The following is a 14,832-nucleotide window of genomic DNA, read 5'->3' as shown; positions in this document are numbered from 1 at the left end:
TGGACACTTCGGGCGCTGGTGTCCTCACCGGCCTCGGATGAGCGGGGCTTGAGCACTTTCCGGGAATGTGCTCACGCCCCGCGAGGGACCGGGGCGGCGTGGGCCACCCGACGGCGATGCGAACCGGGCCGCCGGTGGGTGAGACGTCGTCGAGTACGTCGGAGGGGATGCGGAAGACGCGGCCGGGGCGGGCCAGACCGCGGTGATCCACCGTCCGGCGGACGCCCCGGCCGCCGGACGGTGGACGCCCCGGCCGCCGGACGGTGGACGCCCCGGCCGCCGGACCGCACGGCTGGGAGAAGATCTGATCGTGAGCTCCCCGCTGGCGGAGGCCGTCTCCGTCGTTCTGCTCCTGACGGTGCTGGCGTGCGCCGTCGTCCGCCCGTTCGGCTGGCCGGAGGCGGTCGTCGCCGTCCGGCCGCGGGCGTGGTCATCGCCACCGGAGCGATCTCGCTGGACCACGCCCGTGAGGAGGCCGCGCGGCTCGGACCGGTGATCGGCTTCCTCGCCGCCGTCCTGGTCCTGGCCCAGCTCTGCGACGACGAGGGCCTGTTCCACGCGTGCGGAGCGTGGATGGCCCGTACCGCGGCAGGCCGCCCGCGCCGCCTGCTGGTCCAGGTGTTCGCAGCCGCGTCGGTGATCACCGCGGTGCTCAGCCTGGACGCCACCGTCGTGCTCCTCACCCCGGTGGTCTTCGCCACCGCCGCCCGGCTCGGCGCCCGGCCCAAGCCGCACGTCTACGCCTGCACCCACCTGTCGAACACCGCCTCGCTGCTGCTGCCGGTCTCCAACCTCACCAATCTGCTCGCGTTCGCCGCCAGCGGACTGAGCTTCACCCGCTTCGCCGCCCTGATGGCCCTGCCCTGGCTGGTCGCCGTCACCACCGAATACGTGGTCTTCCGCCGGTTCTTCGCCACCGAACTGGACGCCGGAGCCCAGGCTCCCCCCACCGCGGAACCCCGCGAGCTGCCGGTCTTCGCCCTGGCCACCGTGGCCTGCACCCTGGCCGGGTTCGTCCTGACCTCCGCCCTCGGAGTCAACCCCGCCTGGGCGGCCTTCGCCGGAGCCGTCGTGCTGGCCGTGCGCGCTCTGGCGCAGCGCCGCACCGGGCCCACCGCCCTCGTGCGCGCCGCCGCGGTCCCGTTCCTCGCCTTCGTCCTGGCCCTGGGCATCGTGGTCCGCGCGGTCGTCGACAACGGCCTCGCCACCGGCCTGGGCCGTCTGGTCCCGGGCGGAACCGGCTTCGCGGCCCTGCTCGCCGTCGCGGTGCTGGCCGCGGTGCTGGCGAACCTCATCAACAACCTGCCCGCCGTGTTGGTGCTGCTGCCACTGACCGCACCGTCCGGGCCCGGTGCCGTCCTCGCGATGCTGCTCGGGGTGAACATCGGACCCAACCTCACCTACGCCGGTTCCCTGGCCACCCTGCTGTGGCGGCGCATCGTGCGCGAACACGACAGTGACGTCGAGCTCGGTGAGTTCACCCGGCTCGGCCTGTGCACCGTGCCCGCCACCCTGCTGCTCGCGGTGGTGGCCCTGTGGACCTCACTCACCGTCATCGGAGGCTGATCATCGTGAGAGTCGTCGCCTGGATCACCGAGGGCACCTGGCCCTCCTGCATCGACGCCACCCGCAACCACGCACCCGAGGCCGCCGACATCGTGCTGCTGCACGTCACCGGCCCCGAAGCCCCCGGCGCCGCACACGGTGCCTTCGCCGGGCTGCTCGGCCGCGGCCGTCCCGAACGCGACCCCGGTACGGCGGTCGAGCACCTGGCCACCGCCTCCGCCGAACGGCTCCTGGCCGAAGCCGCGCAGCGCCTGGCGCGTCCCTGTGACCGTGTCGAGCGCACCGGCCGTGTCGAACGGGAGGTCGTGGCCGCCGCCGAGGGCGCCGACCTGCTCGTCCTCGCCCGCGACGGCGACCGCACCCATCTCGGACCTCGCAGTCTCGGCCCCGCCGGCCGCTTCGTCGTCGACCACGCCCCCTGCCCCGTCCTGCTCGTCTGGCCCGAGACCGCCCCCGGCGTCGCCACGATCCCGCCGCCCCCGCCGCCCCACCCACCCCATCACCGTTAGCCGCAAGCACTCGGCGCTGGACCGCTCGCCGCACCGAAGGGGCATCCGCGGCGAAACGGGACGGCCGCCTTGGCTCGATGCCGCTCACACAGCCGCTGCTGATCCCTACGGCTCAGGGGCGTTGGTGGTGTCGCCCGCTGCCGTTCGGGCCGGGGCGGGTCCGCGAGCGAAAGGTGCGGCGGTAGGTGTCGGGAGGCACGCCGACCGTGCGGCTGAAGTGTCGGCGCAGCGTTGTGGCGGTGCCCATGCCGGTGGCCGCCGCAATGGCGTCGACGCTGTGGTCGGTGGTCTCCAGCAACTCCTGGGCGTGGCGTATCCGCTGGGCGAGCAGCCACTGCAGCGGGGTGGTACCGGTCACCGACCTGAAGTGGCGTCCCAGGTGGCGTGAGCTCATCCGCGCCCGGCGGGCCAGGTCCTCCACGGTCAGCGGGAGTTCAGTCAGGCTCCGCTCGACTCCCTGAGGTGATCGGCTTGGCGACCACACCTGCGGAAGCGTCCCTTCGGCAGGCGCACATGTGCGCCGCGTCCTCGGCCGAGGTACGAGAGCCACTGAGCTCTTTTCGACCTCACCAGGCTGCCGACGGGCCCCCGGCTGCGCCGGGCGGAGGCGCGAGGGGCAGGATGCGCGCCGTGCCCACCATGGTTGTCGAGATCCACGTGCCGCTGCTGCCGACTCCGGAACTGCCGGAAGGCGCCTACCCGTTTCCGTGGATCGAGGAGATCGAGGACTTCCTGTCCGACCTCGAAGACCGAGGTGACGTGGAGGTCTTCGACGACGGGGAGGAGGACGAGGACGCCTACGTCTTCTTCGTCGCCGGAGCCGGTGAACAGGAACTGCTGGCGGCGGCCTCCCGGGTGGCCACGCTGCCCGGGGTCCCCGCGGGCGCTTTCGCGGTCGTCAGTGACGACGAGGCCGAGGAGTTCGGACTGGGGCGACACGTGGCGCTTCCGCTGCCCGCGGCCTGAGGCCCGGTGCGGGCCTCGGCCACCTCCCGGGGGCCTGGTCGGACCGGTTGGGACACCGCGGGCGTGACGAAGTGAAGCCCCGGCAGACGGGGTGTCGGCCAAGAGCGACCTGTCCGCCCGGAGCTTCGTGTGCCTGTCTCCCCATCGGGACTCGATCTGTCCGGTTCCATCCTGCGGTTCCTGTCCGGTCTGCCGAGCGCCCGGCGCCGCGAACGCGGCACGCGGTGGCGTCGGCTTCCGGCCGGCAGGCCCTGCTCGTGCCGGCCCATCCGCGCTGTGGACACACATGCCCCCGGCTCGCAGCGGGTTCCGTCGTCGGGACTGCCACGGTGTACCGCTACGTGGCGGAGGCCGTCGAGGTCCTCGCAGCGCTCGCCCCGGACCTGGCCGCTGCCACCCGGACAGCGGCGCGCAGAGCGTTCGTGGTCCTCGACGGCACGCTGCTGCCCATCGGCCGCATCAGGTCAGCGAGCCGTCAACGTCTCCCACGCGGGGATCCGCGCGCTCGGCGAGCAGGCCACGGCCGCCCTCAAGACCTGGCGGCCCCTGCGCAAGCTGCGGTGCAGCACCACCCGCATCACCGCCCTCGTCCAGGCCGTCCTCACCCTCCACCTCAACGCCTCAAAACGGGGCTGGAAACAGCTCATCGTGCGCGCAATCGGCTACCACCCGTAACTTCACCATCACGAGAGCCGAGCTGCGCGCTGCTTGTAAAGCCGGGAGATCCCCGCTCAGCTGCCTGGAAGCTCCGGCCGCTGGATGAATCACGAGAGGTGAAGAGATATCAGAACACTGGCCATGAAGGTGATCATCCACAGGAAGGATGTAAGACGCATCGACGACCCATGAGGACTGCTCCGAAAACGGTTCGACAGCAGGAAGGGAAAAGCCTTGCGCATCAACCGACTTGCCGGAATCGCCCTCGGCGCCGCGCCGTCAATGGCCACCGCGGTGCCGATGGCATCGGCCGACACCGAAACCGTCTCGTCGGCGGCCGAGTTCTTGGTACTCCAGCTGTAGTTCGCGATGACCCGCGAGGGGGCAAAGTGGGGGCATGACCACGTACGAGACGATGCCGTTCCACCTTGAGACCGAGCGGCTGATACTGCGGCCGTGGGCCGAGTCGGACGCCGCCGAGTTCTGCGCCCTCCTCTCCGAACGCGGCAAGGGAACCCCCACGGTTGAGCACATCCGGACGTCCATCACGGAGCTGCTCACCGCGACGGCGACTACGGGGATCGCCCTGTTGCCCATCCAGCGCCGTGACGAAGGCGACTTCATCGGCTACTGCGGGCTGATCATCGGCCGCTCCACCCTGGAGGAGCCTGAAATCGCGTATGAGCTGTTCCAGCGCGTGCATGGGCGTGGCTACGCCACCGAGGCGGCCAGGGCGGTGCTCGATGCCGCTGTCGCGACCGGGCGGAAACGGCTCTGGTCGACCGTCGGTGCGTGGAACACACCGTCGCTCCGTGTCCTTGAGAAGCTCGGGTTCGAGCGGGATCACGTTTCCACGGAAGTCAACGGTGAAGTGGTCTGGCTCACAGGCTCGTTGCCGTGACGCGAGAGCACGCTCCCGGGGCTTCATGCGCACATGCTCGAGTGCGCTCCGGCGGAGCGCCAGGCATGCCGAGATCGGTCAGTGAACCTCTTTCATCCTGTCCTGGCGGGTGAAATGCGCCCCGTTTCCGGTGGCCAGGCCGCCCTGCTTCGGACCGCCTGGTCACGGACCTCCGTCACCTGCTTCAGGTGGTGCCCCTGGCGGTGACGACGAAGCAGCTGGCGCGCCCTCCGCCCTGTTCCCATTCCTCCTGATTCGACCACATGTACCAGTAGTTTCCGGCCCGGCCCGACTCGGAGACCCATGGCCCGGGGGCGGTGTCATAGGCGGCGCGGCAGGCGGCGTCGGCCTTCTCCCGGGCGGCCGTGCTACCCGGGTAGGGGCCCGTGCCGAGTGTTCTCTGGGCGAAGATCCTGCCGTCGTGCGCGCCCGAGCACGGCACGTCCACGACGGTGTCCACGACCCGCTGGCCCGTGCTGAAGTCGACGCAGCCACCGGGCTCCACCGAGTCGACGGAACGGACCGCCTCGCGGGCCGGTCGGACGGATCCGTCGGGCTTCGCGGCGGGCTTCGACACGCCGTGTCCGGAGAGCCGGAGGTCGATGGTCAGGGAGGTCATGTCCTCGAACGCGCTGCCCTTCTTCCCCAGGGTCGTCGAGAGGTCGGCTCGCACGTGTGTGACGCGTCCCCGGCCGTCCACGGAGACGGTCGTCGGCAGCGGGGCGCTCTTGCCGGAGGATCCGGTGGGGTAGGGGGTGGACAGCTCGCGCCTGAGGTCCTCGGGGAACAGTTGCCAGGCGGCGCTGTTGGGCATGTCCGCCTCATAGGTGCGCTGGGAGCCGTCGGTCCGCCGGGACGTCGCCTCCGCGGCACCGAGTCCTTCGAGGAGGGTGCCGCCCACCGGTCCTTCGGATCCGCGCAGGTGGTCGATGCGGTCGATGCCGAGGTCCGGACCGGTGTCGCCCGTCGTGTACCGGAGCCAGTAGGCCGCCGACCCGGCGCGGTAGTGGATGTGCTGGGGGTCGACGAGGACGCGTGCCGAGGAGGCGGCGTTGCCCTTGCCCGGGGTGGCGCCCAGGAGCGTGTCCTTCGTTTCTCGGGGGAGATCCTTCGGCAGTCGCCATTTCGTGGTCGCCTCGCCCGTTCGCTTCGCGAAGTCCATCCGCCCGCTGACGGTCTGCACCGCCCGGCCCTTCTTCGATTCGAAGGTCATGGTCTGGACGAAGTCGGCACCGTCCGCCTTCTGCGTCTGGCGCAGGGCGAGGTAGACCTGGAGGTCGAGCTTCTGGTCGAAGACGGGGTGTTCGGCGGGGGGCTCGGCGGGGCGCTCGGCGGGGGCGTCCTGGTCACCGGAGCAGGCGGTCAGGAGCAGAGACGCGATGGTGAGCACCGCACCTGTACGGGCAAGGTGTCTGATCATGCCCGTAAGACCCGGCCGGGTCGTCGGGGGTTGCCTCCGCACGGGTCAGGGCTTGACCGCCCTCGACGGGACGGGGGTCGAGGACCGCCGCTGGACGCCGTGCTTCGGCTGTGGGGTGGGTCCTCGGACGGACACGGCCGTACACGTCGGCCCGACCGGGAGGAAGCCGCTGCCCCCCGACGGTCGGGGACGCGGCGCCGGCGCCGAGCGGCAGTGCACCCTCGGCCTCCAAAGAGCTCAGCTCGTCGCTCACTTCACCGACGAGTCGGCCTCCAACTCATCGAAATAACGGTCGATGACATCGCTGTTGTCAGCGAAATCATCGAGAGGTTCACCAACGATCCGGCTCGCCAGTTCGACTGCGAGCCGGCGCACACTCTCGTTGAGCGCGGCGGCTGCCAAGGCCCGGTCGACTTCAAGCTGGGCGCTCCTGGGCTCGCTGCTGGCCGCCCGCCTGCCGAGCCGGTTCGGACACGGCGCCGTGCTCGTGTCCGCGGCGGCACTCGGCGACGGCGTGTTCCTGCTCGTCCCCGCACTGCACGGTTCCTCCGTGGTGACGGTTCCCGCGCTCCTTGCGATCAGCTTCGTGTTCGGGGCCTTCGGTCAGCTGGTGAACGTCACGCTCATGGCCGTCCGGCAGACCCTCACCCCGGACGGGATGCAGGGCCGCGCGGCCGCGACGATCAACTTCGTCGGCATGGGGCTGACCCCGCTCGGTTCGCTGCTCGGCGGCTTCCTCGCGGAAGCGTGGAGGACGCGCACCAGCCTCCTGGTGACAGCCGCAGGCATGCTGCTGTCACCGGCACTGATGGCCCTGTCCCCACTCGCCCGCCTGGGACGGACACTCCCCGCCCCGCCGGAGGCTCCGGCCCCGGCTGCGTGACGTCCCCTGCCGCCGCGAACAGCCGGCACGACTCCGGCGACGACGGCGGATGTCACCAGCGTGGATCACGAGCTGCGGGTCCGTTCAGCCGAAGGGAACGGCGTCCGCCGGGGCGGTGTGCCAGTTGGTGACGATCGGGTCTTCGACGGTGATGGTGCCGACCTTGAGGGAGACCGGGTTGGGGTCCTCGTCACCGACGCCGACGATGATGGAGTCCAGTTCCTTGCCACCGTTTCCGTTGGTGGTCTTCGGGTTCACCCCGGCGTAGGCGGCGGTGCTCCCGCTCAGCTTGATCTGCTCGCCGACGGCCTGCTCCGCGGGACCCGCCTGGGTGCCGTCGGACCCGAACGCCACGGTCGGAAGCGCGGCGGGCAGGTAGCAGGTGATCCCCGGCTTAGCCTTGGCGATGATCAGGATGTATCCGCCGGCCTGGGTCTCGGACCTGGTGCTCCAGGAGATGTCGTTGGCGCCGCAGCTCTGCTCGACCGGCACCCGCTTGCCGTCGCCGGTGTCGACGCCGGAGCCGTCTGCGTCCTCGGTCCCCTCGCCCATCGTGTCGGAGCCCTTGTCGGTGCCCTGGTCACTGCCCGCAGTCGACGAGCCGGACGGGGTGACCGCATCGCCGGCCGGAGTTGCGGACGGAGAGCTCTGCGCGGCGCCGGTGTCCGTGGCCGCGTCCGAGTCCGAGCCCTGACACGCGGTCATCAGCATGGCGCCGCCCACGATGGCTGTGGAGACGAGTAAGGCCCTGCGACGGTTGCCAGACATGAAATCCCCCTGGTGATCAGTGGTTGAGGCCGAAGCGGTTTCGGCTTCTCGGTGCTTGCCTATTCACTATGAGGGGACTGTGAGCCGAGGAGATCCCGGCGTCTTCGTTCCAGGACACCGCTGTCGCAGACCGGTGACATGACCACGAAGTGAAAGAACCGGGGTCAGCCCAGTGCGCCTTGTCCGCTGGTCCTGGTGACAACACGCCTGCCTCGATGAAAGTCATCACACTTCGGCTCAGTACCCCGCACAGAGACTGAGCGCCACTGCGGCCACCTACGGCACTCAGCCACAGCAACACCACGGACAACCTGTCGTGCTCGACCGGCGGACGCTCACGGTCCAGGTAGTCACCGACCGCGGTCAACTACCCGTCGCTAAAGCGACGGGCTTGCACAACGGGCACCACTGGCTGTGATGCTGCGTCTGCGTCCAGCCCCGTCCCGCGGGCGCGGGAGCGGGGCAGGGGCCGTTGACGGGACCCCGCATCGCCACAACTCCCACGCCCGGGCGCGGATGTTGCGGGAGCCGTTCCGGTCCGCGTGATCAACGAATCCGCAGGACCGGCGCGCGAACCGGGCCTGGGAAACCCGGTTCGCCTGATCGAGGTGCCCGCACTCGGCGCAGGTACGGGAGGTGTACGCCGGATCGACATACACCACCGGCACCCCCGCCCGGCGGGCCTTGTACGCGATGAACTGCCCGAGCTGATGGAACGCCCAGGAGTGCAGGGTGGCCCGTTGGGGCCTGCGAAGCCGTACCCGCGCACGGATGCCCGTCAGGTCTTCCAGGGCGATACCGCGACCGGTGCTCCCCCACTGCCTGAACGGCGTGGGAGGTACCCCCATGCCTCGGCCACCACATGCTTCGCGATCTTGTGGTTGATGTCCCTCGCCCGCCGGGCCTCCTTGCCCCGGCGCCTCTTCAGCCGCCGCCTCGCGGACGAGGTGTTCTTCCGCCGCAGCTTGCTGCGGAGCGTGCGTTCCCGGGTGCGGATCCGGTTGAGTTCCCGTCCGGCCATGATCTCGCCGTCCGAGGTGGTGGCGATGTTGACGATGCCCAGGTCGACGCCGAGGAAGTCCACCGGCTCCGCATTCGGCGGCGCCTCGGGCACCTCACGGGTGGCCAGCAGGAACCACCTGCCGTCCCGCACCAGCAGATCGGACTCGCCCCTGCGGTACAGCGCGAGCGTGGCCGGCTGCTCCGGCCCGGCGGTGAACGCCACGTCCTTCACCCGCCCGGAAGTCGTCCAGATCGACACCCGGCGCCGGTCGGTCTGCCAGGACAGCATCCGGTCGTTGTAGGGCTGCCCGCCCTGCGGCCGGAAGACGACCGGCTTCTCCACCCGCCCCGCGGTAGCGTTTCGAACCCGGCCGGCCCAGATTCCCGGCCTTCAGGTTCGCCTGCGGCGTCGCGTACGCATCGCAGGTCTTCCTGATCACGTGCTGGGCGGCCTGGGCGCCCAGGTTCCACCGCGCCTTGATCTGGTGGTAGGTGTGCTTGCGCAGCGCGAAGTTGTTCTTCACACCCCTTTCGAAGGCGACGTCACTGGCCCAGGTGGCGGCCTCGTTGCAGGCGCGCAGGGTTGCCTCCAGGGCCGCCGCCTGCAGGGGCGTCGGCAGCAGCTTCACCTGCACCACCAGCTTCACGATCACCGATCGTGGACACCCGCACGACGCCGCACCACACGTTCCCCACCGGCCACCCCATCGAGTGAAACCCGGCATGACCGGGTCCGCCTCACCGCGCCCGTGGGCGAGCCCCGGCCACTCCACGGCCGGACGGACACAGCGATACCGCAACGCTGCACGCCGCGATACACGAGGATGCGATTCCTCCCGGGGCTGAAGCCCCGGGGTTCCTCGCAAGAACAAGCTGAAAAACGAGCAATGCTCAAGACCTGTGGATCGGCCTCGGGTTGGGACGTGAAAGGGCGTACCTTCCCGAGTGATCGACTGATGGTCATCGAGTAGGCCGGTGTTCGCAGCACCGGCCGGGAAGGCACGCCCGTGCTCAGCGTAGTCAACGACGACGGCACCACCGCCAACGGCTTCCTGATCGACGAGATCGTCCGCGAGGGAGCGAGGAGGATGCTCGCCGCCGCCCTGGAGGCCGAGGTCGATCAGTACATAGCCGATCTCGCCGCCGAGAAGGACGAGGCCGGGCGGCGCCTGGTGGTCCGCAACGGCCGCCACCGGCCGCGCACCGCGACCACGGCCGCCGGGCCGGTGGAAGTCACCGCGCCGCGGGTGAACGACCGCCGGGTGGACGAGGCTACCGGCGAGCGGGCACGGTTCTCCTCGAAGATCTCCCCCAGCCTTCGGCCGGGAGGTGCCCCCAGCCGCCCTGGTGCCGCAAATCGCCGAAGATCAGCGAGGTGCCGCCCCCTGCTCTACCTGCACGGACTGTCCTCCGGGGACTTCGTGCCGGCGCTGGAGCAGTTCCTGGGCGGCTCGGCCGGGCTGTCGTCGACGACGGTGACGCGGCTGACCAAGCAGTGGCAGGCTGACCACACCGCCTTCCAGGAACGCGACCTCTCGGCGTCCGACTACGTCTATGTGTGGGCCGACGGCGTGCACCCCAAGGTCCGCCTCGGTCAGGCCCGCTCCTGCGTGCTGGTCCTGATGGGTGTGCGCGTGGACGGCACCAAGGAACTGATCGCGCTCGCGGAGGGGCTGCGGGAGTCCACCGAGTCCTGGGCCGACCTGTTGCGCGACTGCCGCCGTCGCGGCATGCGCGATCCCGAACTGGTCGTCGGGGACGGCGCGATGGGCCTGTGGAGGGCCCTCGCGGAGGTGTTTCCCCAGGCCAGGCACCAGAGGTGTTGGGTTCACAAGATCCGTAACGTGGTCAACGCCCTGCCGGAGTCCGCGCAGCCCGGGGCAAAGAAGGCCCTGCAGGAGATCTACAACGCCGAGGACCGCGACCACGCCGAGAAGGCGGTACGCGAGTTCGCCCGGACCTACGAGGCGAGGTGGCCGAAGGCGGTGAAGAAGATCACCGACGAGACCGAGGAACTGCTGGCCTTCTACGGCTTCCCCGCCCAGCACTGGATCCATCTCAGAACGACGAATCCGATCGAATCCACTTTCAGTTCGGTGAAGCTCCGGACCAAGGTCACCCGGGGTGCGGGCAGCCCGGCCGCGGCCCTGGCGATGGTGTTCAAGCTCGTGGAGTCCGCGCAGGAGCGTTGGCGGGCGGTCACCGCACCCCAACTCGTCGCCCTCGTCCGCGCCGGCGCAGTGTTCAAGAACGGCGAGCTGGTCGAGCGCCCCGAGGCGGCCGCGGCGTGAGCATCATGACGGCCCGGACCATCAGCACCCGCCGGCTGGACCTGCTGCCGCTGCACGTCGAGCACGCCGAGGAGATGGCCGCGGTGCTGTCCGATCCCGCCCTGCACACCTTCATCGGCGGCACCCCGGACACTGCCCAGGTCCTGCGGTCGCGCTACCAGCGCATGACCGCAGGCTCCCCCGACCCGGCCGTGGCCTGGCTGAACTGGGTGATCCGGCTGCGTGACGAGTCCTGCCTGACGGGCACCGTCCAGGCGACGATCAGCCCCGGCGTCCGCGGCGCCGTCGCGGAGATCGCCTGGGTGGTGGGAACCCCGTGGCAGGGAAGAGGCATCGCCACCGAAGCGGCCCAAGGGCTCGCCGGCTGGCTCAGCCGGCCCTCGGTGCACGCCATCATCGCGCACGTCCACCCTGAACACCGAACCTCCGCTGCCGTCGCCGCAGCCGCCGGGCTCACGCCCACCAACGAATGGCATGACGGCGAGATCCGATGGCACCGGAGCGTCAGGCCGTAACTTCAGCGATCCACAAATCTTGACAATTGCTCGGCCGGCTTCGGCCACCTCGGCCAGAACGCCGCTACCTGACCGCGGTAAGTGCTGGTGCCGCGCCGCTGGCGCGGCCGAGGCGGCCATGACAGAGCGGCCTGGCTCCATGAGTCAGGAGGCGAGGGCGAATGACTTGCTGACCTGCTTGAACGCCCTGGTGACCCCTGACATTCCCTTTCTCCGCGTCTTCTGCGACACGAACGGCAACCACGGCAATGTCTTGGGCGTAGTGCACGACGGCCGTGCCTTCCCCGACGAGGAGTCCAGACAGGTCCTGGCCCGGGAACTGAGGCTTGGCGAAACAGTATTCATGGACGACGCCCATCGGGGCATCGTGGACATCTATACGCCAGGGGTGCGACTCCCGTTTGCCGGGTACCCGCTCGTCGGTGTGGCCTGGCTCCTCGGTCTGGAGAGGTTGGAGCTTCCTGTGGGGAGCATCCCTGTCCGCCGTGCCGACGGCTTCACGTGGATCAGTGCGCGAGCAGAGCGGGTGCCGCCGCGCACGCTGCGGCAGTACGGCAGCACGCAGGAGGTAGAGGCGCTGGCGGTGCCGGAACCCGGAGAGTGGGTGTACGCCCGGGCCTGGCAGGACGAGGCCGCCGACCGAGTCCGAGCCCGGGGATTCCTGGCCCGTGGCGACGGCATCGACGAGGACGAAGCCACCGGCGCGGCAGCGCTCCTGCTCGCCGACCGGTTGGGGCGGGCTGTTGCGGTCACCCAGGGCAGCGGGTCGCAGATCATGGCGGCCCCCGGCTCTGACGGGACGCCGCATATCGGCGGACCGGTCTGCGCGGTTGAGAATCCTGCGTGCTGAGCTCCAGGTCATGGCCAACCGGGTGCCTGAAGGCGCCCGGTTGGTAGCGTCACCGGCATGAGTCAAGACCGTGTGCTCGAGGCGTTTCGTCGGGAATCCGGGGCGTTCACTGATGCCGTGTCAGGACTGTCCGAAGCTGAGTGGAGCCTCGCGACACGCTGCACCCCGTGGACCGTACGCGACCTGCTCGGGCACGTGTGCGTCGTGATCGATTGGCTTCCGGGCATGCTGGACGCGCCAGCCCCGGGGGCGGCCACGATTTCCGCTGCGGATTACTACCGTCCGGACGACCGCTTTTCACCCCAGACCAACAGTGCCCGGATCGCTCTGGCTCAGGACCGGGCAGCAGAGCCTGCTGATGGTGCCGCCTTCGCCGAGGATTTCACCGCGACCTGGCGGCGGGTCGACCGGCTGTGCCGGGTCCAGCCGACCAGCCGTACCGTCTGGACGCGTCATGGTGACGCCATGCTCTTGTCGGAGTTCCTGCTCACCCGAGTCGTCGAAGTCGCTGTCCACGGCCTCGACCTGGCTGATGCACTCCGACGCGAACCCTGGCTCACCTCGTCAGCCGGTGACGCCGTGCTGGAGCTGCTTCTCGGCGCAGAGCAGATGGCGGCCGCCGAAAAATTGGGTTGGAGCCAGCCGCATTTCCTGCGTAAAGCTACCGGCCGCGAGCCGTTGGACGAATCGGAGGCCGCGCAGATCGAACAGCTCGGCATCCGATGGCTCGCCCTGGGCTGACACCTGCGCTCCGCTGCAACAAGATCATCGCTCGACAGAGCTCGGAATGATTGCTGCCGACGTTCGACAAACCTTCGCCGTTCTTGCTCTGGTTCCTTCACCAGCTCACGATCATCCTGTTCCCGCCGGGACCAGCACGCTCGTCAGCTCAGCTGGACGGCATGACCGGGGACCGCGGGCCGAGCTGGACCTGGCCCCCGCCTCCGTCGACGGCTCCCACCTGCGGGCCCTGAAGGGCGGAGACGCCACCGGGCCCTCGCCAGTGGACCGGGGCAAGACGGGCAGCAAGCACCACGTCATTGTCGACGTCCACGGCATGCCCCTGGCCGCCACCGTGACCGGTGGCAACCGCAACGACGTCACCCAGCGCCTGCCCCTGATCCACGCCGTACCGCCCATCCGCGGCAATCGTGGACGATCCCGTCAGCGCCCCGACGTCCTCTACGCCGACCGCGGTTACGACCACAACGTCTACCGCCGCCAGGTCCATGAGCTGGGCATCCGCCCGCTCATCGCCCGGCGCGGCACCGAGCACGGAAGCGGCCTGGGCAAGAACCGCTGGGTCGTCGAAGCGGCCTTCGCGCTTCTGCGCTGGTTCCGCCGACTGCGTATCCGCTGGGAAATCCGCGCCGACATCCACCAGGCCTTCCTCACCCTCGGCTGCGCGATCATCTGCTGGCGGCGCCTCAAAAAACAGTGCTGATCTGAGCCCTCAGCCCGAACCGGCGACCAGTGCCTCGCCGAGCGGGGTGCGCCGGTAGAGCACCGACCGTCCGGACCGGGCGCGGACGAGCAGCCCCGCGCCTCGCAGGATGGCGAGGTGGTCTCCTACCGCGCCGGGTGCCATGGCGAGGCTTCGGGCGAGGTGGCTGGTGCTGGCCGGGGCGTCCAGCGCCAACAGCAGCCGGGCTCGGGACCGGCCGACCAGAGCGGTCAGGGCATCCGGTCGGGGGACGCTCTCCTGTTCGCCCCACAGGGCGGCGGTGCCGCGGGCGCGATAGATCAAGGTCCGGGGCCAGGGGTCTTCCGTGTGGGCGGCGATATTCGCGACGAAGACCGAAGGGATCAGCAGGAGCCCGTCGCCGGCGAGGCGGACTGTTCCGACTTGAGGGAAGTGGCCGATCTCGATGCCGCCGGCTTGCCAGGTGATGCTCGGGTGCAGGCTCTCGATGGTCGTGGCCCATCCGCGTTCGCCGATCACACCCACCCGGTGCACGATGTCGCGCTCACAGATCGCGCGCAGTTGCGGCCAGTCCGGGGCGAGCAGTTCGTGCCACGCCTGGTCCATCGCCTCGGCGATCCTGGAGACGGCGTCCGTCGAGTCCAGCACTGCACGTACGCGGGGATCACGGGCGGACGGGCCGGTCGCGTTGGTGGCGATTTCGTGGCGGGCCGCTACCAGCGGTGTGGCCCGGATCACGGCCAGGTCGTCCGCCCAGGTCTGGTTGAGGCCGCGCGGGGGCGGGGCGACGAAGTTCGGTCCGCCTTGCGGGGTGTGCAGGGCGAGGGCGGCGTTCAGTTCGCTCTCGCGGCGAAGCCGTTCAAAGGCCGGCAGGAGCCGGGTGGCCCAGGCTCGCGGCAGCGGCCTGTCTCGGTCGGCGAGCGAGCCCAGCAGGAAGCACAGGTCCAGCGCGGGCGACAGTGCGAAGCGGCTGCGCAGCAGGTCCTCGACGGAGACTTCGAAGCGGAGCACCGCGCCATGCTACCGAAGGACGTCTGTTCCGATTCGTCCAGCGACGAATCATTGGTGAGTGACGTGGGCG

12 protein-coding genes and 6 pseudogenes are annotated in these 14,832 nt (G+C 70.0%); 12 read left to right on the top strand and 6 right to left on the bottom strand.

From position 1 onward, the window contains the following. The first annotated feature begins 310 nt into the window (after nucleotides 1–310). Both ACVW19_RS26440 and ACVW19_RS26435 read left to right on the top strand, forming a co-directional pair. Nucleotides 311–1,566: pseudogene (locus tag ACVW19_RS26440) on the top strand (SLC13 family permease). A gap of 5 nt (nucleotides 1,567–1,571) precedes the next feature. Next, a complete protein-coding gene (locus tag ACVW19_RS26435) occupies nucleotides 1,572–2,075 on the top strand; it encodes a universal stress protein (RefSeq protein WP_457462323.1) in 504 nt (167 codons plus the stop codon). Between the two features lie 112 nt (nucleotides 2,076–2,187). On the opposite strand, the pseudogene ACVW19_RS26430 reads toward ACVW19_RS26435, so the two are convergent. Next, nucleotides 2,188–2,505 (bottom strand): annotated as a pseudogene (locus ACVW19_RS26430) (helix-turn-helix domain-containing protein); the annotation flags it as partial. 191 nt (nucleotides 2,506–2,696) lie between these two features. Here ACVW19_RS26430 and ACVW19_RS26425 point away from each other — a divergent pair. The 4 genes and pseudogenes from ACVW19_RS26425 (at nucleotide 2,697) to ACVW19_RS26410 (ending at nucleotide 4,599) form a co-directional block, all read left to right on the top strand. Beyond that, nucleotides 2,697–3,041, top strand: a complete 345-nt coding sequence (locus ACVW19_RS26425; RefSeq protein WP_457462321.1) for a hypothetical protein — start codon at nucleotides 2,697–2,699, stop codon at nucleotides 3,039–3,041. Between the two features lie 129 nt (nucleotides 3,042–3,170). Continuing rightward, nucleotides 3,171–3,716 (top strand): annotated as a pseudogene (locus ACVW19_RS26420) (hypothetical protein). Nucleotides 3,717–3,932: 216 nt separating this feature from the next. After that, the gene (locus ACVW19_RS26415) at nucleotides 3,933–4,061 is read left to right on the top strand and encodes a hypothetical protein (RefSeq protein WP_457462320.1); all 129 of its coding nucleotides are present in this window, start codon (nucleotides 3,933–3,935) and stop codon (nucleotides 4,059–4,061) included. Nucleotides 4,062–4,095: 34 nt separating this feature from the next. Then, nucleotides 4,096–4,599 (top strand): GNAT family N-acetyltransferase, encoded by a 504-nt coding sequence (locus ACVW19_RS26410; RefSeq protein WP_457462319.1) that lies wholly within the window; start codon nucleotides 4,096–4,098, stop codon nucleotides 4,597–4,599. A gap of 184 nt (nucleotides 4,600–4,783) precedes the next feature. Here ACVW19_RS26410 and ACVW19_RS26405 read toward each other — a convergent pair whose 3' ends face one another. Both ACVW19_RS26405 and ACVW19_RS26400 read right to left on the bottom strand, forming a co-directional pair. Next, nucleotides 4,784–6,019: a septum formation family protein gene (locus tag ACVW19_RS26405; protein ID WP_457462318.1), complete on the bottom strand. Its 1,236-nt coding sequence runs from the start codon at nucleotides 6,017–6,019 to the stop codon at nucleotides 4,784–4,786. A 249-nt stretch (nucleotides 6,020–6,268) separates the two neighbouring features. Next, nucleotides 6,269–6,421, bottom strand: coding sequence for a hypothetical protein (locus ACVW19_RS26400; RefSeq protein WP_457462316.1), 153 nt, complete (start codon nucleotides 6,419–6,421; stop codon nucleotides 6,269–6,271). A 16-nt stretch (nucleotides 6,422–6,437) separates the two neighbouring features. Here ACVW19_RS26400 and ACVW19_RS26395 point away from each other — a divergent pair. Beyond that, a pseudogene (locus ACVW19_RS26395) lies at nucleotides 6,438–6,902 on the top strand (MFS transporter); the annotation flags it as partial. Nucleotides 6,903–6,986: 84 nt separating this feature from the next. On the opposite strand, the gene ACVW19_RS26390 reads toward ACVW19_RS26395, so the two are convergent. Together ACVW19_RS26390 and ACVW19_RS26385 are read right to left on the bottom strand one after the other, a co-directional pair. Continuing rightward, nucleotides 6,987–7,670, bottom strand: a complete 684-nt coding sequence (locus ACVW19_RS26390; protein WP_457462315.1) for a hypothetical protein — start codon at nucleotides 7,668–7,670, stop codon at nucleotides 6,987–6,989. 377 nt (nucleotides 7,671–8,047) lie between these two features. Beyond that, nucleotides 8,048–9,319: pseudogene (locus ACVW19_RS26385) on the bottom strand (RNA-guided endonuclease InsQ/TnpB family protein). 360 nt (nucleotides 9,320–9,679) lie between these two features. Between ACVW19_RS26385 and ACVW19_RS26380 the strand changes: the two are divergent. The 5 genes and pseudogenes from ACVW19_RS26380 to ACVW19_RS26360 all read left to right on the top strand — a co-directional run. Beyond that, complete coding sequence (locus ACVW19_RS26380) at nucleotides 9,680–10,963, top strand: IS256 family transposase (RefSeq protein WP_457462314.1); 1,284 nt, start codon at nucleotides 9,680–9,682, stop codon at nucleotides 10,961–10,963. A gap of 5 nt (nucleotides 10,964–10,968) precedes the next feature. Further along, the gene (locus tag ACVW19_RS26375; RefSeq protein WP_457464789.1) at nucleotides 10,969–11,478 is read left to right on the top strand and encodes a GNAT family N-acetyltransferase; all 510 of its coding nucleotides are present in this window, start codon (nucleotides 10,969–10,971) and stop codon (nucleotides 11,476–11,478) included. A 139-nt stretch (nucleotides 11,479–11,617) separates the two neighbouring features. After that, a complete protein-coding gene (locus tag ACVW19_RS26370; protein ID WP_457462312.1) occupies nucleotides 11,618–12,328 on the top strand; it encodes a PhzF family phenazine biosynthesis protein in 711 nt (236 codons plus the stop codon). A gap of 57 nt (nucleotides 12,329–12,385) precedes the next feature. Next, entirely contained in the window at nucleotides 12,386–13,069 is a 684-nt protein-coding gene (locus ACVW19_RS26365; RefSeq protein WP_457462310.1) for a maleylpyruvate isomerase family mycothiol-dependent enzyme, read from the top strand. A 181-nt stretch (nucleotides 13,070–13,250) separates the two neighbouring features. Next, nucleotides 13,251–13,772 (top strand): annotated as a pseudogene (locus ACVW19_RS26360) (IS5 family transposase); the annotation flags it as partial. Nucleotides 13,773–13,781: 9 nt separating this feature from the next. Here ACVW19_RS26360 and ACVW19_RS26355 read toward each other — a convergent pair. Then, nucleotides 13,782–14,762, bottom strand: a complete 981-nt coding sequence (locus tag ACVW19_RS26355) for an ArsR/SmtB family transcription factor (RefSeq protein ID WP_457462308.1) — start codon at nucleotides 14,760–14,762, stop codon at nucleotides 13,782–13,784. Nucleotides 14,763–14,832: the final 70 nt, after the last annotated feature.

The sequence above is a fragment of the Streptomyces sp. TE5632 genome, from assembly GCF_054061295.1.
Note: the sequence above shows the minus strand (reverse complement) of the source record. Positions and strands in the feature narration are given on the sequence as shown.